The 17,014-nt window shown below is 50.0% G+C and carries 20 protein-coding genes; 9 read left to right on the top strand and 11 right to left on the bottom strand.

Going from position 1 to position 17,014, the window contains the following annotated elements; genetic code table 11:
• Positions 1 to 6 precede the first annotated feature (6 nt).
• Positions 7 to 885 carry a helix-turn-helix transcriptional regulator gene (locus H7B67_RS08640; protein WP_185119405.1) on the bottom strand — a complete coding sequence of 293 codons (879 nt, stop codon included), beginning with the start codon at positions 883 to 885 and terminating at the stop codon, positions 7 to 9.
• Between the two features lie 159 nt (positions 886 to 1,044).
• Here H7B67_RS08640 and H7B67_RS08635 point away from each other — a divergent pair, with 159 nt between their 5' ends.
• Genes H7B67_RS08635 through H7B67_RS08625 form a run of 3 tightly spaced genes read left to right on the top strand, consistent with a single transcriptional unit; the run spans position 1,045 to position 2,707 of the window.
• A complete protein-coding gene (locus tag H7B67_RS08635) occupies positions 1,045 to 1,608 on the top strand; it encodes an NADPH-dependent FMN reductase (RefSeq protein WP_185119404.1) in 564 nt (187 codons plus the stop codon).
• 30 nt (positions 1,609 to 1,638) lie between these two features.
• Entirely contained in the window at positions 1,639 to 1,941 is a 303-nt protein-coding gene (locus tag H7B67_RS08630; RefSeq protein ID WP_185119403.1) for a Dabb family protein, read from the top strand.
• Positions 1,942 to 1,963: 22 nt separating this feature from the next.
• Positions 1,964 to 2,707, top strand: coding sequence for an SDR family oxidoreductase (locus tag H7B67_RS08625; RefSeq protein WP_185119402.1), 744 nt, complete (start codon positions 1,964 to 1,966; stop codon positions 2,705 to 2,707).
• A 92-nt stretch (positions 2,708 to 2,799) separates the two neighbouring features.
• Here the strand turns inward: H7B67_RS08625 and H7B67_RS08620 are convergent, their stop codons facing one another.
• The 3 genes from H7B67_RS08620 to H7B67_RS08610 all read right to left on the bottom strand — a co-directional run bounded on the left by H7B67_RS08620 (position 2,800) and on the right by H7B67_RS08610 (position 5,997).
• The gene (locus tag H7B67_RS08620) at positions 2,800 to 3,663 is read right to left on the bottom strand and encodes an RNA polymerase sigma-70 factor (RefSeq protein ID WP_185119401.1); all 864 of its coding nucleotides are present in this window, start codon (positions 3,661 to 3,663) and stop codon (positions 2,800 to 2,802) included.
• Complete coding sequence (locus H7B67_RS08615; RefSeq protein WP_185119400.1) at positions 3,641 to 4,942, bottom strand: protoporphyrinogen/coproporphyrinogen oxidase; 1,302 nt, start codon at positions 4,940 to 4,942, stop codon at positions 3,641 to 3,643. Before H7B67_RS08615 ends, H7B67_RS08620 begins: the two co-directional genes overlap by 23 nt.
• A gap of 83 nt (positions 4,943 to 5,025) precedes the next feature.
• Positions 5,026 to 5,997 (bottom strand): helix-turn-helix transcriptional regulator, encoded by a 972-nt coding sequence (locus tag H7B67_RS08610; RefSeq protein ID WP_343069202.1) that lies wholly within the window; start codon positions 5,995 to 5,997, stop codon positions 5,026 to 5,028.
• A gap of 132 nt (positions 5,998 to 6,129) precedes the next feature.
• Between H7B67_RS08610 and H7B67_RS08605 the strand changes: the two genes are divergently transcribed.
• Together H7B67_RS08605 and H7B67_RS08600 are read left to right on the top strand one after the other, a co-directional pair.
• A complete protein-coding gene (locus H7B67_RS08605; RefSeq protein ID WP_185119399.1) occupies positions 6,130 to 6,609 on the top strand; it encodes a hypothetical protein in 480 nt (159 codons plus the stop codon).
• Positions 6,610 to 6,631: 22 nt separating this feature from the next.
• The gene (locus tag H7B67_RS08600; protein WP_185119398.1) at positions 6,632 to 7,108 is read left to right on the top strand and encodes a GyrI-like domain-containing protein; all 477 of its coding nucleotides are present in this window, start codon (positions 6,632 to 6,634) and stop codon (positions 7,106 to 7,108) included.
• A 47-nt stretch (positions 7,109 to 7,155) separates the two neighbouring features.
• Here H7B67_RS08600 and H7B67_RS08595 read toward each other — a convergent pair whose 3' ends face one another.
• Positions 7,156 to 7,938 carry a GNAT family N-acetyltransferase gene (locus tag H7B67_RS08595; protein ID WP_185119397.1) on the bottom strand — a complete coding sequence of 261 codons (783 nt, stop codon included), beginning with the start codon at positions 7,936 to 7,938 and terminating at the stop codon, positions 7,156 to 7,158.
• A 391-nt stretch (positions 7,939 to 8,329) separates the two neighbouring features.
• Here H7B67_RS08595 and H7B67_RS08590 point away from each other — a divergent pair, with 391 nt between their 5' ends.
• Together H7B67_RS08590 and H7B67_RS08585 are read left to right on the top strand one after the other, a co-directional pair.
• On the top strand, positions 8,330 to 8,632 hold the full coding sequence (locus H7B67_RS08590; protein WP_185119396.1) for an ArsR/SmtB family transcription factor: 303 nt from the start codon (positions 8,330 to 8,332) through the stop codon (positions 8,630 to 8,632).
• A 102-nt stretch (positions 8,633 to 8,734) separates the two neighbouring features.
• On the top strand, positions 8,735 to 9,925 hold the full coding sequence (locus H7B67_RS08585) for an MFS transporter (protein WP_185119395.1): 1,191 nt from the start codon (positions 8,735 to 8,737) through the stop codon (positions 9,923 to 9,925).
• Between the two features lie 150 nt (positions 9,926 to 10,075).
• Here the strand turns inward: H7B67_RS08585 and H7B67_RS08580 are convergent, their stop codons facing one another.
• The gene (locus H7B67_RS08580) at positions 10,076 to 10,858 is read right to left on the bottom strand and encodes an SDR family NAD(P)-dependent oxidoreductase (protein WP_185119394.1); all 783 of its coding nucleotides are present in this window, start codon (positions 10,856 to 10,858) and stop codon (positions 10,076 to 10,078) included.
• A 443-nt stretch (positions 10,859 to 11,301) separates the two neighbouring features.
• Between H7B67_RS08580 and H7B67_RS08575 the strand changes: the two genes are divergently transcribed.
• On the top strand, positions 11,302 to 11,919 hold the full coding sequence (locus tag H7B67_RS08575; RefSeq protein ID WP_185119393.1) for a TetR/AcrR family transcriptional regulator: 618 nt from the start codon (positions 11,302 to 11,304) through the stop codon (positions 11,917 to 11,919).
• Positions 11,920 to 12,120: 201 nt separating this feature from the next.
• On the opposite strand, the gene H7B67_RS08570 is transcribed toward H7B67_RS08575, so the two are convergent.
• From H7B67_RS08570 to H7B67_RS08550, 5 genes are all read right to left on the bottom strand, one after another.
• Positions 12,121 to 12,888 (bottom strand): ABC transporter permease, encoded by a 768-nt coding sequence (locus tag H7B67_RS08570; RefSeq protein ID WP_185119392.1) that lies wholly within the window; start codon positions 12,886 to 12,888, stop codon positions 12,121 to 12,123.
• Positions 12,889 to 13,659: an ABC transporter ATP-binding protein gene (locus H7B67_RS08565; RefSeq protein WP_185119391.1), complete on the bottom strand. Its 771-nt coding sequence runs from the start codon at positions 13,657 to 13,659 to the stop codon at positions 12,889 to 12,891.
• Between the two features lie 18 nt (positions 13,660 to 13,677).
• On the bottom strand, positions 13,678 to 14,349 hold the full coding sequence (locus H7B67_RS08560) for a pentapeptide repeat-containing protein (protein WP_185119390.1): 672 nt from the start codon (positions 14,347 to 14,349) through the stop codon (positions 13,678 to 13,680).
• 113 nt (positions 14,350 to 14,462) lie between these two features.
• Complete coding sequence (locus H7B67_RS08555) at positions 14,463 to 15,128, bottom strand: TetR/AcrR family transcriptional regulator (RefSeq protein ID WP_185119389.1); 666 nt, start codon at positions 15,126 to 15,128, stop codon at positions 14,463 to 14,465.
• Between the two features lie 170 nt (positions 15,129 to 15,298).
• A complete protein-coding gene (locus H7B67_RS08550) occupies positions 15,299 to 16,156 on the bottom strand; it encodes an SDR family oxidoreductase (RefSeq protein ID WP_185119388.1) in 858 nt (285 codons plus the stop codon).
• A 233-nt stretch (positions 16,157 to 16,389) separates the two neighbouring features.
• Between H7B67_RS08550 and H7B67_RS08545 the strand changes: the two genes are divergently transcribed.
• On the top strand, positions 16,390 to 16,938 hold the full coding sequence (locus H7B67_RS08545; RefSeq protein WP_245363192.1) for a TetR/AcrR family transcriptional regulator: 549 nt from the start codon (positions 16,390 to 16,392) through the stop codon (positions 16,936 to 16,938).
• Positions 16,939 to 17,014 lie beyond the last annotated feature (76 nt).

The following is a 17,014-nucleotide window of genomic DNA, read 5'->3' as shown; positions in this document are numbered from 1 at the left end:
GCCACTCTAAACTCTTTGGACAGAGTCAGAAGGTTCCGAATGTTGGCTCCGATAATCGCTCAACAGACGCTGCATCTTTTCCATCGTGCCGTCTTGATGGGGAACATGGATGGTCACGGTCAAGTTTGCATCGTTCACATACTGAAAAGATACAAGATCGAAGTTTAACTTCCCGAGATTCGGACAATGCAGCGTCTTGGGAGCATCGATGGCATCGAGAACCTCCTGGGAATCCCAAAATTCCCGAAACTCCCTGCTGGCCTGCGACAGCGCCTCGAATTGTTCCGACCACCAAGGATCGTCGCCGTGACGCGCATACCCCGCATGGAAATTAGCGACGATCCGTCGCGCATGCAGTTCCCATTGGTCTCCCTTAACGTAGCGGAAACGAGGAGAAGTAAACGTCATCCATACAAAATTGCGCTCCCTATCCGTCATAGCCGCGAGATCCCCGTTCAACGCGCAGTAGGCTTCATTCCAGGCAATGATGTTCATACGCCCATCCATGACATTCGCCGGGGACAGGTTCTGGCTATCCAGAAATCGTTGAAGCTCCGGCGTTACCTTAGAGGGCTGCTTCGTATCGATCAAGGGGAATTGCTTCCGGGCAAGATGGTAGAGATGCCTGCGTTCCGATTCCTCTAGCCGAAGCACTTCCGCTATGCGATCAAGAACCTCGGCGGAGACGTTGATATGGCGCCCTTGTTCCAAGTAGGTATACCAATCCAGCCCCACGTCCGCCAGCATAGCGACCTCGCTTCGGCGAAGTCCGGGCGTCCTTCTGCGTCCGGACTCCGGCAACCCTGCTTCCTGAGGGGTCATTCGTTCCCGGCGCGTGCGCAGGAAACGGGACAGTTCCTCGTAACGGTCCAATCTGTTCGCCATGATCTCCAGCCTCCTAACTATTCATGAACGTAGGATTTCCAATCCTACGATAACCGGATCTCTCCCTAGCCTCGCCAAGTCCATATACACTAGTCTATGTCCTCCTTAGGAAGAATTGCAAGAATGGATGGACAACGATTATCGGATGAGGTGATGTGAATGAAAGTAGCTGCCATTGTCGGAAGCATTCGCAAAGAATCGTACAACTTGAAGTTAGCCCGTTATATTCAGAATCGTTATCAGCATCTTTTTCAGTTGGATGTGCTGAACATTCGGGATCTCCCCTTTTACGATCAGGATATCGAGTCGGCTCCGCCGCAGTCGGTGATCGATTTCAAGGCCAAAGTCGCTGCTGCCGATGCGGTGTTATGGGTCACTCCGGAGTATAATTCGACCATTCCCGGCGTTATGGCCAATGCGATTGACTGGTTATCCCGCGTCGACCGGGTCATGAACGGGAAGCCCTCTTGGATCGTAGGATCTTCCATGGGATTGTTGGGGTCGGTCAAAGCGCAGGGCCATCTGCGCGACATTCTGTTCTCGTCCGGCATCTCCTCGCCGCTGTTGCCGGGGAATGAAGTTTACATCGGCCTGGTGCATGAGAAACTTAATGAGAAGGGCGAACTGACGGACGAACCGACAATAAAGTTCCTTGATCTCGTAGCCGAGAACTTCGTGACATGGATGAAGGAACAATCCCGATTGAAGCAGCTGCAGAGCTAACGAAAATCAGGAACCTTGGAGGGAAAACAGATGTTCGAGCATATTGTGCTATTGAAGTTTAAGCCTGATGTTCCTAATGAAGTGAAAGATGGCGCGATAAAGCGCGCGCATGACTTTAAGGGGAACATTCCGGGGATCGTGGATCTTAGCGCCGGAATTAACGTTACGGAGGAAGTAGAGCATATGCAAGGTTTTACGCTGGGGATCCGAGTTACCTTCGAGGATCAACAGGCTTGCCGGGATTATATTCAGCACCCCCTGCATCAACAATTATTGCAATCCATCGGCCCATATGTCGAAGGGATCGTCGTTATGGATTACCCGTTTGCTTAACGCCTCAGAAGGGAGGTAAACAATGGATAAGAAGCTTGCCGGTAAAGCGGCTTTAATCACCGGAGCGTCCAGAGGAATCGGCAGGACAATAGCCGAAAATTTAGCACAGAATGGCGCGAAGGTGGTCATCAATTATGCGAACCGTTCGGAGCAGGCGGCAGAGGTCGTACAGGCTATAAAAAGGAACGGCGGAGAAGCGACGGCGATTCAGGCCGATATCGGCCGTTTGAGCGAGTTGGAAAAACTCTATCAAGAAACCCTTAATACGTTCGGAAAGCTTGATATTGTGGTGAACAACGCGGGGATCATCATTACGAAACCTATTGGCGATGTTACGGAAGCGGATTACGATCGGCTTTTTGCGATTAATGTCAAAGGGACCTACTTTTCATGCCAGCTTGCGGCGAAGCATCTGGAATCAAATGGCCGCATCATCAACTTCTCCACTTCGGTGACGGGTCAAATGTTCCCGGCCTATAGCCTGTATGCCGGCTCTAAAGGAGCCGTCGAACAATTCACGCGTCAATTGGCTAAGGAGCTTGGAAGGAGAAACATCACGATTAATGCCGTAGCGCCCGGCCCTATTAATACCGAGCTCTTCACGGTTGGCAAAACGCCGGAACAAATCCAGGGGCTTGCCAACATGAACGCATTCGGACGACTCGGGGAAACCGAGGACATTGCGGGCGTGATCCTCTTTCTTGCGAGCGAAGAATCGCAGTGGGTAACGGGGCAAACGCTCCGCGTTAATGGCGGTTTTATTTAAACTGCACCACAAGGAATCCGCAAAAATATCGGGTCAAAAAAAGCTCGAAAGGAGTGCCTCGGCAACTCCTTTCGAGCTTTTACGCAGCGATCCTATAGGTGTCTTAACTTTTCCGGATTTGCAACATTATAGATCGCTTCGATTTTATGATCCCGATAGGCGAAAGAATAAACATATTGAATCCCTTCCTCCAATCGAATGAGAATTCCGGGGAGCCCATTCACCTTGCGGAACGAGAACGTCATTTTACCCGCATGCAATTCGATCACACTTTGATGCAGCTTCAGCACTTGCTCAAACCCGACAACAGGCACTTTCGCCGCGCTTACTTTGCCTCCGCCGTCCGAGTAGAGCACGACATTCTCGCTAACCAGTTCAAGAAGCTTCGTCGTATTTCCTTGCAAGAGCGATTTCACGAACTCTTTAACCTTCTCTTCCGCAATGGAAACCGACGGCTGCTGGTCCGGGTCGAAGTGGATGCTTTTTTTGGCGCGGTGGAAAATTTGCCGGCAATTCGTGCTGCTTTTCCCGACGATATCGGCAATTTCTTCGAACGAATAATGAAAGATCTCCCGAAGAAGAAAAACCGCCCTTTCCGTTGCGCTCAGTTGCTGCAGAAGCAGTAAATAAGCCGTGGAGATCGACTCCGACCGCAAATACCTGTTGGATGGATCGTCATCCGAAGCTCCTTTATCCATCAACGGCTCCGGAAGCCATGGACCGACATACATTTCCCGTTTCTTGGCCGACGAACGCAAGAGATCAAGGCATCGGTTCGTTACGATTTTATATAGAAACGCCCTTTCGTTTCGAATGCTCCCGACGTCGGACAGTCCGTCATAGCTCAAGTAAGCATCTTGTACGATATCCTCCGCATCCATGACGCTCCCGAGCATTCGATAGGCTAATGAGAACAGCTCCGTTCTGTAACGTTTATATAATTCCTCTGTGCTCATGAAAGGCGTTCCTCTCCTGACTCTCAAGGGAGAGCATGTGTTGTACGGCTCTTTTGGCGCTTGCCGTCGCGGCATCAACCAATACTTCACCGTGCGACGCCCATTCTCCTGCTACGTATAATCCTTGTATTTCCGGGACGGCGGGTCCGGGATTCTCATGACGTTTCATATGCATAAAGTCGTGACAAACCGTCATTTTAGGAAGGTACTGCTTGACAATCAATTCTTCCCGCCATCCCGGCTGCATCAAATCCAGCATGCCTTCCAGTTCTTGCAAATCCTTATCCGGGTTCGGTTCTTTCCCTTGGTACTTAATGAGCGATATGACTTGCGCGCCATCGTCGCTTAGATTAGCTGCACGCGAATAATTGCTAAGAAGCACGGTCTGATCAATCCCGTAAGCGAATTGTCGTTTAGGCTCGGGAAGTCGTTTCAAAGCCACATCCAGGCAAGCCGCGGTGACCTCGATCGCCTGTTCTTTCCAGGTATGAAGGGCGGTTTTTTCTGCAAAGGGCACCAACTCATGGGCAACAGAAGGCGATGTGGCAAGGATAACATGGTGCGAATCGATTCTCGTTCCGTCTTCGCAGATAACCTGCCGCACGATCCCTCCACGGGTATCGATGGACGAGACCTTGGCGTTCGTTACCAACCGTACTCCCAGGTCGGATGCCTTGCTCCGCAATTCCTCTACCAACTCGCCCCAGCCGCGATCCAGGTACAACGCGCCTTTAAGGGCATTCTGCAGCTGTTTCAATACAGGTCCCGCGGCCGGCAAATCCGGCCCGACCACATAACATACGGCGCGAAGTAACGAATAGAAGATATTGCGCACCATGGGATCTCGCAAATTCCCTTCCACCCATTCGCGGATGCTCATCCGGTCAAATGGGCGAGTATCCGCCTTTTTAACTTTCATAAGACAGGAAGCAAACTCCATCTTTCCTTGCCAAGACAAAAGAGGGGTCGTAAACAAGGATTTCATATCCGAAGGCAAGGCGTTCAATTTCCCTTTCCAAACGCCATAAGCAAACGATGAGGGCCGCTTTCCATGCAAGGTCAACCCCAATTCCCGGAAAGTCGCGTAAGCATCCCCCTGATACAAGGAATGCGCGCCCAAATTGAAGTAAGCTCCTTTCTTCTTGTTGGAGATGGCCCGGCCGCCTAAGCGATTTTGTTTTTCAATGACCAATGCTTGCTTCCCGGCTTTGGCTGCGTAAATTGCGGCAGTTAAACCCGCGATACCTCCGCCGACTACGACCACATCCGCCTTTTGCATCGCTCATCATCCCTTTCCGATTTTGCCAATATGACGGGCAAGGGATGTGAAGTGTGACAGAGAAGCAAAAAAATTATTCATCATCATTTCGTTGATTCTGTACTTAACGCGTCGGCGCTTCCTCTTAACCGCTCTTCCAAAATCAAACGCAGCTCATCGGGAATTCGTTCAAACTCGACCCCTCTCCCCAAGAACAAAAGCCAATCCGCATAATACTCCAGCGTTTCAACGTCGGTCACATCCAGTTGAACATTAAAAATCCCGCTCGACTGGAACATCCCTGTAAAGGACAAGATGATCCCCGGCGGATGCATGCGCTTAAAGCGCTGAATCCCAGTCGCATCAAGCTTTACAACCAGATTCGACTCGCGTGCGCCAAGCCGTTTTTTGCTTAAAATCTCTTGCTCGGACCGCTTCATCTCCTGCACGGAAATGGCCGAATCCCGCAGCATCTCGACAGGCAAATAACGAAACTCATCCATATCAAGATCATAAACCTCGACCAGCCAATGAGCGTTCGAGTTGAAAATATGAATCAAAAAAACGTCCATCAGCTGAGGCCATCCAGGATTCGGCTCATACGTCAAGCGCAAGTGCTTATCCCGCGCAGCAAGCGAAATCAACTGGTTCAACTCCGCAGGCGCCGCATCATCGAGTTCCAACAGGTTCGGATTGGCAGGATTCGTATTCTCGAAAAGCAGGATGTTATTCAGCTCGATCAGCTCGTCGTGCTGGGCTTGCGACGCGATGCCGATGAGTTTCTCCGTGATGGAGCGGCGATTTTGCAAATAAGGCAGCTGCGAATTTTTCGAGGCGATAAAGCTGATAAATATCGCTTTGAGTTCTTCCGGCGTGAAACGGACGGCGGACAGATACTGATTTTGCAGGACATTGTAGCCGCCCCCGCGCCCAAGCTCGGTCGTCAGCGGGAAACCCATCGCCTGAATCTCGTTAATGTCGCGGATCGCGGTCGCGCGGGAAATCTTGAACTCCCGCTGAATCTCCGCAATCGTAAAACGCGCTCGGTTATTGATGAAGCGCATGATCAGGTTCACTCGTTCCGTCTTTTTCATGATTTTATTGTATCAGAAATGCAGCATCACCTTTTAATAAAAAGTATCGTTTTTTGATACATTTAGCGAATAGGATCAATCTTGTAAAGAATCATCCAAAAGGAGAGAATAAAAATGGCTACCTATTCCATCAAAACAATCTCGGAGAACTACAAAATGACTGCTTACGGCGTTTTGCTTGAAGACTACAACGACTGGGCGGGCAATGCGGCAAAAACGGCAGCGAAAAAAGCCGAAATTACGGAAAACGGCAAGCTTGCCGAGCTTCTCGCGCTCGCTGACGGGCAGGAATATCAAATCAACTACGTCATCGACGGCAAGGCTTGGCGCGGCTTCGGCGTGATGGGCGCATACGACGTGGAAGGCGCGGTCGTCCTTGACTTCCTCGCCGGGGACTACCTCGTGGTGCCTGGCACAGGCGCGGACAAGGACCGCCTTGCCGACGAAATAACAGGCAAAGTTTTCGGTGGCCTGCTCCAAGAAATCACAGACTACAAATACGTCGGTCCCGGCAACTCGACATTCGTCAAACCAGCTGAAGACGGTGAATTCTACGGCGAAATGTGGCTTCGTGCTAAGAAAGTAGTTGGCTAATCTCGGGCAAAGGAGCACTCTCATGGAAAGTTACACCGTTGAACAGAAAAAATCGTTTACCTTGACCGCATATGGTTTTTCCATTCAATCCAGCTTCCAAGACGCGCCGGCTTTGCAAAAAGAAAAAGCGGAGTTTTGGGGAAGGCTCAAGGCCGACGGACGTTTTAACAAGCTTAAGGCAGCCGCAAAAGATGATCGTGAATGGTCGGTCAACGAGGTTTATCAAGGCAGACCGTGGAATTATTTCGCGGTAGAAGCCGGCAGATCGGTGCCTGACGCAACACGCATCATCGAGTTTCCGGAGAGCGAGTATATCGTGTTGGCAGGAACCGGCGACAAGGAAACTTTGTTCGATCAGTTGACTTACCGGGCTTTCGGCGAAGTCTTGTCACGAATCACCGACTATGCTTACATCGGCGGTCCGAATGCGACTTATCGTAAAGAAAATGGCGACGGCACTTTCTACGGCGAATTTTGGGTTCCCGTGGTTAAAAAATAGTAGGGAAAGCCCCTGGGATTCAAGATCTCAGGGGCTCGGCAAATCCTTTATCTTTTCATCCAGATAGTATTCAGAAATGCCGTCTTAAAACCTACCTTTGCCATATTCCCGTGGCTGATCGAACCGAATTCCACGTCCGTATAGACGGTCTTTATGCCGAGCCTTGCTGCATCGGAAAGTCTTTGCCTCAGTAACGCCAATTGACATCCTCTGCCTCGATAATTGCTGAACGTATAATCATTTGCAATATATCCCTCTTGCCCATTAAGAAAAAGTGACCCCATCGCAGCAGGGTTATCCTCTATGCGAAGCATGTAGTTTATGAAATTAGGATTGTAAAAAAACGCTTTTGACCGGGCAATCATTTCATCATTAATCTCCATACCTTCCTTGGAGAGCCCTATCCATCGAATAAATTCTTCTGCGCTCTTCTCGGTCACTCGTTCAATAGCAAACGCCGAAGTCCTATTTATCTCATCCGAAGGATTAATAAACATAAAGACGAGTTGCCCGACTGGAAGAAACCCTCTTTCGCTTAGTGCACGCGTTACTTCTTCCGTCATATGGTTAGGGGACATATCAAAGCTAGGCGCACCATTATAGTAATAACTTAGCATATTATCTAGACCCTGAAGGTCTTGAGGGCCGAATCCTTTGATCCGATTATAATAATCCGATGCGGGATCCGTCTGGTCTCGAAGCAGGGTAGTGTCACCGATTTGGAAGACTTCGAGTTTTCTTCTAACTGGAACCAACGAACGGTTCGCATTCAGTTTGGTGAGTTCAACTTCTATCTTTTCAATTTGATTTAAATATTGCAAGGGTTTCAAAGGGATGTATCCTCCTTCTGGAGTTTATTCGGATTCAACAAAGGTGATTCTTTGGCTATCATCATAATAAAAGATATTAGACAAGACATCCCTAAAGCCATAAAAAAAGTAAATACAACTAGCTCATATTTCTTGTTGATTTTCAAAACAAGCCCTCCCTGAACATCAAACTGAATGAAGCTACAACACGGTAATCAGTCATTTTCATAAAAAGCCCTCCTCAGAGCACTTACGGATCGGGTGCCAGAAATGGAGAGGCATAAGGATTCTCTCAATGGGAACAGCCGATGCATTAATCGCTATGATCCTTATCGGCCGTCAGGTCAGTCGTTTTTTAAGGACGAGGGAGGACTAAATTGACATATCGGAAAATGTAGATATAATATGAGCTATGGATCCAATTGAAGTGTTCAAGGCATTGTCTAATGAGTCGAGGTTGCAGATTCTACAGTGGCTCAAGGAGCCCGAAAACCATTTTGTGCCCCATGAAGGAGTGGATATGAGGACGATCGGGGTATGTGTCAGTCAAGTGACGGACAAGTTGAAAATGACGCAGTCAACGGCTTCGCAATATTTGTCTATTCTGCAAAAAGCCGGACTGATTCGAACCGAGCGGATCGGCAAATATACGTACTACAAACGAGATGAAGAGAAGATAAGCGAGTTGGCTGCATATTTGAATCAGAAGCTTTAATCTGAACTGAATACCTCATACGTATTCAGTTTTTATTTGGCACTTCATATCTATATTTCGCGATATGTAAATTAAATATGCAATGAAGGAGAAGTGAATGCATTGTCTAATACGTGGAAAGTTTATTTCTTGGCTTTGGTTACTTTTTTGGTGGGCACATCCGAGTACGTTATTTCCGGCATCCTGGATAAGCTCTCGGATTCAATGGGCATTTCCGTTACTTCCGCGGGGCAGCTGGTCACGATTTTTTCCTTCGTGTACGCCATCGGCACCCCAATTCTCATGGCGTTGACGGCAAAGGTAGAAAGACAAAAATTGCTTGTTTGGGCGCTAGGTATCTTCGTAATTGGGAATGTACTGTCGTTCGTTCTGCCTGGCTATTCCCTGTTTGTCGCTTCTCGCGTCGTCATGGCCTTGGGCGCGGGAATGGTCGTGGTAACCGCCTTGGACGTTGCCGCGAAAATCGCCGCAACAGGCAAGCAAGCGAGCGCGATTGCTACCGTGGTTATGGGCTTTACGGCTTCCTTGATTATCGGCGTACCGCTTGGACGTATCGTTGCAGCGCAATTCGGGTGGAAATCCGTTTTCGGTCTATTGGCACTGGCAGGTCTGGCGGCTATGTTCGTTCTGTACGCCGTCATCCCTCGGGTTCAAGGGGATCAACCGATTCCGTTGTCCAAGCAACTTGCCTTCCTGAAGAACGGAAACGTAGCTCTAGGGCTTGCCATTACCTTTTTCTGGCTCGGCGGATACTCAATCGCCTACACCTACATTTCGCCGTATCTGCTTGATGTTGCAGGCTTGAAAGAAGGAATGCTGAGCGGAATGCTGTTGGCGTTCGGCATCGCTAGCCTGATCGGATCCAAATTCGGCGGTTTCAGCACGGATAGATGGGGGGTATTCCCGACCTTATCCGGGGGAATGCTCTTGCACGTCACAGCGCTGCTTCTTCTCTCCCTATCCGTTACCTATACGCACTCGTGGCTGCCGATTGCCGCCCTCCTGATCTTGTGGTCGTTTGCGGCTTGGTCCTCCGGTCCGACGCAACAATACAATCTGGTACGGATTGAGCCGAATTATTCCGGAATTATGCTGAGTCTGAACCAATCCACTATGCAATTGTCGATGGCAGCGGGTGCTGGAATCGGAGGGGTCATGGTCGACCGGGTGTCCCTGTCATCGGTTACATGGGTTGGAATGGTTGGAGTCGCGATTGCGATCGTGATGGTGGCGTTCTTGAAGATGCGGATGAGTGCCGGCAGGCAAGGCGCCGGAGCGTTAAGCGGAAATTAATGCGAGTAAAGCGTTAAGGAAGTTATCGGGAAAATTGCTGAACTACTCTCCGCTTGAGCTCGATTTAGATTAACATTTACTCGCAAAAACGACGGTAGCCGCCCTAGATGATCGGCTGCCGTCGTTCTACTATAATTTCCGTTGTTTTTCTTAAAGCCTGCTTCCTCCGGTGGCATCAATAAATTGCCCCGTAATCCATCGCGCTTCCTCAGATGCTACAAACACAACTACATCAGCAACTTCTTCAGTGGTACCTACTCTTCCGAAAGCAGAGACTGATGCTGCTGCAGCATGAGCTTCTGGGTTGGCAAGCCAATCCTTGTTCATATCAGTATCCGTAGTTCCAGGCCTTACTGCATTAACAGTAATACCTTTTGATGCAAAAAGTGGAGCTAAAGCCAAAGTAAGTGTCTCAATAGCTCCCTTGGAAGCCGAATAAATGGTATGCGTTGGCCCGGCAACACGAGTAAAGCCAGTAGAAATGTTAATGATTCGTCCACCGTTCCGTATAAACGGACTAGCTGCTTGAGTAATAAAGTATGGAGCTTTAAGGTTAACATTAATTACATCTTCAAACGTATCAATTGACGTTTCTTCAAAAGGAACGGCCGGTGCAATACCTGCGTTATTGATTAAGATGTCCAATTGCACAGTTCCAATCTCCAAGCGTACAGCATCTTCAAATGCGCTCCAAAGCTTTTTCACACCGGAAATACCAGTGGTTAATTCTGCTTCCAGAGCTACAGCCTTTGAGCCCAACGCCTTAATATCCTCTACAACTTTCAAAGCAGCATCCCTATTACTGGCGTAATGAACGCCTATAAATTCTGCTCCACCCGCAGCTAATTTTTTGGCTATTTCAGCCCCTATCCCACGACTAGCCCCTGTAATTAAGGCAATTTTACCGTTGAATCTTCCTTCATTTGTCGACATATGATCTACTCCTTATAAGAGAATATAAATGATATTTTGGCAAAAATTCCCCCAGCACAGGTTTAAGATTATTTAGCTGGCGGTACCCCCATATTGTAAGAGCATCGCTTAGCCCATCAATGATTTCTACATGAAAGGAACCTCCTTTACGTTTTCCGTATGAAGAAAAATCTCTATGTACGTCGCTGGATGTCCTCGATCCGGTGATCGACGGGGTTTCGTAACGATCATTACGTTAAGTTATATTATACTCCTCTATGCGCATTGTCAATATCATAACGGACATTATGTTAAATGGTGTTATGCATTTTGGTGCGCACTGACGCAGGTCCTATCCGATGGATTGGCAGCATTCTGTAACGTGTGTTATGATAACGAATATTTAATTGAACGTGAAGCTATATGAAATTTGGCATTTACAAAAAGGGCTAGGTGATTAACGAATGGGACGTAACCGCGAATTCGATGTGGATCAGGCACTGGACGCAGCACTTTGCGCGTTTTGGCGCAAAGGCTACGAGGGTGTGTCATACACCGATCTGACGCAGGCCACGGGTGTCGAACGACCCGCGCTCTATTCGGCATTTGGCAATAAGGAATCGTTGTTCCGCCGAGCGCTGGCTCGCTACTACGAGCACTATCTGGATTTCATCCCGGCGGCGATGGAGCTTCCAACCTCTCGGGAGGTAGTCTCGCATATCCTCTTCAGCGCGGCCGAATTGCAGACTCGTTACCCGGATCACAGGGGATGTCTAGGAATCCACGGCGCCTTGGCTTGCTCGGACGATGCCGAACCGATTCGGCTTGCCCTGATCGATGCGCGTGCAGAGGGAGAGGCGTCGTTGCGTAATCGCTTCGAACGGGCTAAGCAGGAGGGAGATCTGCCGGAAACCGCTAACTGTGCTGCGCTAGCTGCATTCGTGATGGCGGTGACCCACGGTATGGCTGTTCAGGCCAAGGCCGGCTTCAGTCGCGACATGCTAGAGGCTGTTGCTGAGCAAGCGCTCTCCACCTGGCCTACCGGCAATTCCACCCTTTCCAGAAGTCATCCTAAACCATAGTGCAGAGGAACTGACCCAATCAAGAACAGGTGTTACAGAAACACTTCCGTGCCCTGCTGTTCGTCTTCCGTTACCTATGAAGGCCAAAAATTTTCGCCGTTACTTGTGATATGGTTCAGATTAACGGGCATAACGGCGAAAAAGGCGAGGGAGCTGCCGGAGCAGCTCCCTCGTGGTTTATATTTCTGACGCTGTCGCCCCTTACACCCGCTTTTTATACGCCCTCATTGCAAAGATATAAGCCACGAGCGTAATCCCGACGCACCACGCAAGCGCGATCCATATCTCATTGCCCACCGGCTGACCCGACAGCAGTGCGCGAATGGCTTCCACGATCGAGGTTACCGGCTGGTTATCGGCAAAAGCGCGAACGACCCTCGGCATCGAATCGGTCGGCACAAAGGCCGAGCTGATAAACGGAAGGAAGATTAGCGGATAGGAGAACGCGCTCGCGCCTTCTACCGATTTGGCGGACAGGCCAGCAATCGCAGCGACCCAAGTTAGAGCAAGCGTAAACAACACGAGTATACCGGCTACGGCAAGCCACGGCAGCACGCCAGCCGACGAGCGAAAGCCCATCACGAGCGCTACGAGAATAATGACGACAAGAGAAATGGCGTTGGATACCACCGAGGTTAACACATGCCCCCACAGTACGGCGGAACGCGCAATCGGCATGGAGTGGAACCGCTCGATAATGCCCCGTTGCTTATCCAGAAACAGACGGTAAGCCGTATAGGCTATTCCGCTTGCAATCGCAATCAGCAGGATACCGGGCAGAAGGTAGTTCACGTAGTTATCCGTGCCGGCTTGAATGGCGCCGCCGAACACATAGACGAACAGCAGCATCATCGCAATCGGAGTGATGCAGACCGTGACGATCGTGTCCATGCTGCGGAAAATATGGCGCATGGAACGTCCGAGCATAACCCCCATGTCGCTGAAAAAGTGCTTCTTTACCGTTTCCATTTACATGGCCTCCTTTTTGCCGATGATGGCGAGGAAGATTTCCTCCAATGTCGGCTGTTTTTCCACATACTCCACCTTTGCGGACGGGAACAGCTTCTTCAGCTCCGAGAGCGTGCCGCTGGCGATAATCCTGCCTTCGTGCAGAATGGCAATCCGGTCGGCAAGCTGCTCGGCCTCCTCTAGATATTGCGTGGTGAGGAATACCGTCGTGCCGCTGCCTGCCAGCTCCTTGACGATTTTCCAAACCTCGATTCGGGCCTCCGGGTCAAGCCCCGTAGTCGGCTCGTCAAGGAAAACGATCTGCGGTTGACCCACAAGGCTCAAGGCGATGTCGAGCCTGCGGCGCATGCCGCCCGAATAAGTCGACGCCCTGCGGTCGGCAGCGTCTGTCAGGCCGAAGCGTTTAAGCATATCGTCCGCGATCTGACGCGGATTTTGGAGATGACGCAGCTTGGCAAGCATGATCAGATTTTCCCGTCCGGTCAAAATCTCGTCAACCGCGGCGAATTGCCCGGTCAAGCTGATCGACTGCCGCACATGGTCCGGCTTGGATGCTACATCAAAGCCGCCCACGGTAACGGTTCCGCCGTCCGGTTTGAGCAGCGTGGTGAGGATCTTGACCGTCGTTGTCTTGCCCGCCCCGTTGGAGCCGAGCAGGGCGAAAATACTGCCCTTTTCCACCTCGAAATCTACGCCCTTTAGGACATGAAGCTGCTTGTAGGTTTTTTGCAGTCCTTTTACTTGAATGGACTTGGGTTGAGCGGTTTGCATTGGATTACCTCCCTTATATTAAATGACGGTAACTTTAGACAAATCGGCTTCCATGCCTTTGAGCGCGGCATAGGTCAGTTTATCCATCGTCGCGCCGTCAAAGCGGATGGTCTTGATCAAGCGATAGTACTTCTTAGTCAAAGTAAACCCCGGGTGGAAAGAAACATTTTTTAACGTAGCTCCCTTGAACGAAGCATTGCTCAATGCCGCTCGGTCAAACCTAACGCCGATAAACGTCTGTCCGTCGAAACGCTGCCCGCTCAGATCGGAGTACTTGAAGTCGACCCCGTCGAATAAACAGCCTTCAAATCTCGTTGATTTCAGATCGGTCGCCGTTAACGTGACGTCGGTCAGCCTTACGCCCGTGAATTTGGCTCCGTTAAGATTCGCGCTGCTGAAGTTGGTGCGGACAAGGATCGACTTGTTGAAGCTTGCATTCGAAAGGTCAAGCGCCAAGAAGCTGCAATCCGTTAGATTCGCGCCGTCAAAAACGGCATCGCGTACATCGCTGTTCTTAAACGAACTGCCGGTCAAATCCGCGCCGGTAAAGTCGGAACCATGCAGCGCGCTGCCGTTAAACTGTCCTTTATGGGCCGTAACGCCCCCAAGGTCGCTGCCCGCCAGGTTGCTTGCGCTTAAGTTGGTCACGGCTTGCCGCTCCAGCGAGCGGGAGTTCATTTTCTGATTCATAACCTTCACATCTCCTCAAAATAAGTTTTTTAACGTGCACTTTGAACTCGGATCACCTATTCATACCAACCGATGGTATGTATAGGCTTAAAAATAAGCTGCCTTTCGGCAGTTTAGTTTTCTATACGGACTTCTCTAGTTGACAAGCGAAGCCATCCCTCGTAGCGTTGAAACATTTGTTCATCGAACAGGTCAAGCCCCAGGCCTTTCAATATTTCATCGAATAGCCTTAACTTGCGCAACACGACCTCGGGCGAAGCTGGGATGACCCCAGGGTTTAGCCAAATGTTGGTGAGAACCATCAACACTTCGCTTAGCTCCCTTGGATAGTCGGTTCGGATCGAGCCGTCTCGCACCCCCTGTTCGATGATGGGTTGGATGTAGATGGGTACGGCCTTCTCGATGATGTTCTCAATCTGTGCCGCCAACAGCTTCGGATTGCGTAAGAGGTTCGGCGCCGCCGATGCCATTTCGTTCTGGGCGGGATTGTCGAGAGCGACGCGGGAAATCTTGCGAAGTTTTTCCAGGCCGTTCAGCCCGTTGTCGTCCCGGACACCGGACAGCATCTCGTCAACGCCTTTGAACAACTGGTCGGTGACGGCCAGCATGATCTCCTCTTTCGACTTGAAGTGATGGTAAATGGCCCCTTTCGTCAGCCCGCCCAACTCGTTGATGATATCCTGAATGGAAGTCTGCTCGTATCCTTTTTGAATGAACAGGTTAAGAGCTACGGTTAGGATTTGGTTGATTGTTTCTTCAGGATATTTATTTCTTGCCATTTGCTTCTCCTTTCATACATACGGTTGGTATGTAACAAATATATCCGATCAACCATTTAATGTCAACACCCGAATTTCTTATAAATTTTTCGCCGTAAGTTTTTGGGCCATCCTTTGCGGGATGGCCCTTTCTTGACAAGTATTAACCTAAAACAGCATTCACAGCGCGCCTATACAGGTAAAGATTCTTTTAGAAAGTCTCTTAGCTTCATCGGAGGTCGGCCGATCAGGTCAGCTAAAGCGTTATTCGTTTGCGCGAAGTCCCCGTTGCGGCTGGCACGGAATATACCCAAGGTGATTGCAATGCGCACTTCCGGAAACCCTTGTGTAGTCAGATACGCCCGATACGCTTCGTCCGTTACGACTTTCCGGTAGATAGGCCGGCCGACGATATCCGATACCATCGCCGCAACCCCCTCCATGTCAATCGCTTCAGAGGCCGTTAGATTCGGGGATGGTCCATCCCAGTTCTTCTCGGTTAAAATCACTGCAGTAGCTTCGGCCAAATCCGAGTGCGTTGTCCAGGCAATCGGACCGTCCTCGGGAACGATCAATTCACCCGTTTTGACGGCATCGCCGATTAATCCAACCAATGAGGAGGCGTAAAAACCGTTGCGAAGAGACGTGTGGCGCATACCCGACTCTTTAAGCAAATCCTCTGTCGCTGCATGGTGAACCATAGGCGGAAAATACGACGTCGAAGATGAGCCCATATGACTCGTGTACAGCACCCGTCCGGCGCCGGATTTCCTTGCCGTGTCAATCGCGGTTTGGTGCTGGCGGATCCCCGCATCTCCCAAAATGCCGGTTGAAACAAGGAGAACCTGCGACGCGCCTTCAAAAGCATGCAGCAAGCTCTCCGGCTCAATGAAATCGCCATGTCGAACACGTACGCCGCGCTCCTTTAAGTCCTGCGCCTGGCTCACATCCCGAACACTGACGCCAATCTGCTCAGCCGGGATGAGCTTAAGCAGCTGCTCGACCACGCCCCTGCCTAACTTCCCATTCGCTCCAGTAACGATAATCATGTTACTCTCACCCTTTCTTCTTTGTAAAAGTTTGCTTACTATACGGATTTGTGTAACCATATATCGCATAAGCAAAAGATAAAGGGTTGGAGCCCGGTCAACAATCAACAAAAGGCCGGTTTCGTTGAGTTCCCGACACAATCGCCGTTTTGTTTGTTTTTAAGATCCGAAGAAAGCGTGGTTTTAGCATGCCGGTAAATCCCAGCGACCCCCGTGTAAAGAGAACCCGCCAGTTGTTTATTCAAGCCTTTAACGATCTGCTCGACGAAAAGAGGAACATCTATTCCATTTCTGTTCATGACATTGCGAATCGAGCGGTCGTCAACCGCGCAACCTTCTATGCCCATTTTGAAGACAAATTCGCTTTTCTCGCTTATTGGATGACAGAGAAGTTCCAACTCATTCTCCGAAAAAGACTGCCGGAAGATGCTGCCTTCAGTCCGGACAATCTGTATGTCCTTGTTCAGACCGTCTTTCAATTTCTAGTACGATTTCGACAGTACCTCTCGCCGGGAGACAAGCAATTTGAGCCGCTGCTGGAGAACGCCATGCAAAAGGAATTGTATCGTCTCCTGCTCCAATGGCTTAAATCGGAGCCTAAACAGAGCGGCCCGCAAGAAAAGCTGGAAGCTAAGGCTCTTGTGGTCAGTTGGGGCATATTCGGGTCAGCCCTGCAGTGGAGCAGGGAGATTCAAGCCCGCACGCTGGAGTCGATGGTGGAAGAGGTTGTCGAGGTTGTAACGGTTAATTTAGGCTCTTTTGGGGAGCAAGCCACCGGATGAGCTTGAACGTGAATGGCCGCAATCTCCTGCTAACTGCAGAGTCACACCTAAAAAGCCTAATCCGCTTAAGCACCTT

It is taken from the genome of Cohnella thailandensis (assembly GCF_014212135.1).
Taxonomy (GTDB): Bacteria; Bacillota; Bacilli; order Paenibacillales; family Paenibacillaceae; genus Cohnella; species Cohnella thailandensis.
The sequence above is the reverse complement of the archived record's forward strand: the minus strand, read 5'-3'. Positions and strand labels throughout refer to the sequence as shown.

Excerpts from the sequence above, each read along its gene's own strand:
- H7B67_RS08640 (WP_185119405.1), bottom strand. The coding sequence starts at position 885 with ATGGCGAACAGATTGGACCGTTACGAGGAACTGTCCCGTTTCCTGCGC.
- H7B67_RS08635 (WP_185119404.1), top strand. The coding sequence starts at position 1,045 with ATGAAAGTAGCTGCCATTGTCGGAAGCATTCGCAAAGAATCGTACAAC.
- H7B67_RS08630 (WP_185119403.1), top strand. The coding sequence starts at position 1,639 with ATGTTCGAGCATATTGTGCTATTGAAGTTTAAGCCTGATGTTCCTAAT.
- H7B67_RS08625 (WP_185119402.1), top strand. The coding sequence starts at position 1,964 with ATGGATAAGAAGCTTGCCGGTAAAGCGGCTTTAATCACCGGAGCGTCC.
- H7B67_RS08620 (WP_185119401.1), bottom strand. The coding sequence starts at position 3,663 with ATGAGCACAGAGGAATTATATAAACGTTACAGAACGGAGCTGTTCTCA.
- H7B67_RS08615 (WP_185119400.1), bottom strand. The coding sequence starts at position 4,942 with ATGCAAAAGGCGGATGTGGTCGTAGTCGGCGGAGGTATCGCGGGTTTA.
- H7B67_RS08605 (WP_185119399.1), top strand. The coding sequence starts at position 6,130 with ATGGCTACCTATTCCATCAAAACAATCTCGGAGAACTACAAAATGACT.
- H7B67_RS08600 (WP_185119398.1), top strand. The coding sequence starts at position 6,632 with ATGGAAAGTTACACCGTTGAACAGAAAAAATCGTTTACCTTGACCGCA.
- H7B67_RS08590 (WP_185119396.1), top strand. The coding sequence starts at position 8,330 with ATGGATCCAATTGAAGTGTTCAAGGCATTGTCTAATGAGTCGAGGTTG.
- H7B67_RS08580 (WP_185119394.1), bottom strand. The coding sequence starts at position 10,858 with ATGTCGACAAATGAAGGAAGATTCAACGGTAAAATTGCCTTAATTACA.
- H7B67_RS08575 (WP_185119393.1), top strand. The coding sequence starts at position 11,302 with ATGGGACGTAACCGCGAATTCGATGTGGATCAGGCACTGGACGCAGCA.
- H7B67_RS08570 (WP_185119392.1), bottom strand. The coding sequence starts at position 12,888 with ATGGAAACGGTAAAGAAGCACTTTTTCAGCGACATGGGGGTTATGCTC.
- H7B67_RS08565 (WP_185119391.1), bottom strand. The coding sequence starts at position 13,659 with ATGCAAACCGCTCAACCCAAGTCCATTCAAGTAAAAGGACTGCAAAAA.
- H7B67_RS08560 (WP_185119390.1), bottom strand. The coding sequence starts at position 14,349 with ATGAATCAGAAAATGAACTCCCGCTCGCTGGAGCGGCAAGCCGTGACC.
- H7B67_RS08555 (WP_185119389.1), bottom strand. The coding sequence starts at position 15,128 with ATGGCAAGAAATAAATATCCTGAAGAAACAATCAACCAAATCCTAACC.
- H7B67_RS08550 (WP_185119388.1), bottom strand. The coding sequence starts at position 16,156 with ATGATTATCGTTACTGGAGCGAATGGGAAGTTAGGCAGGGGCGTGGTC.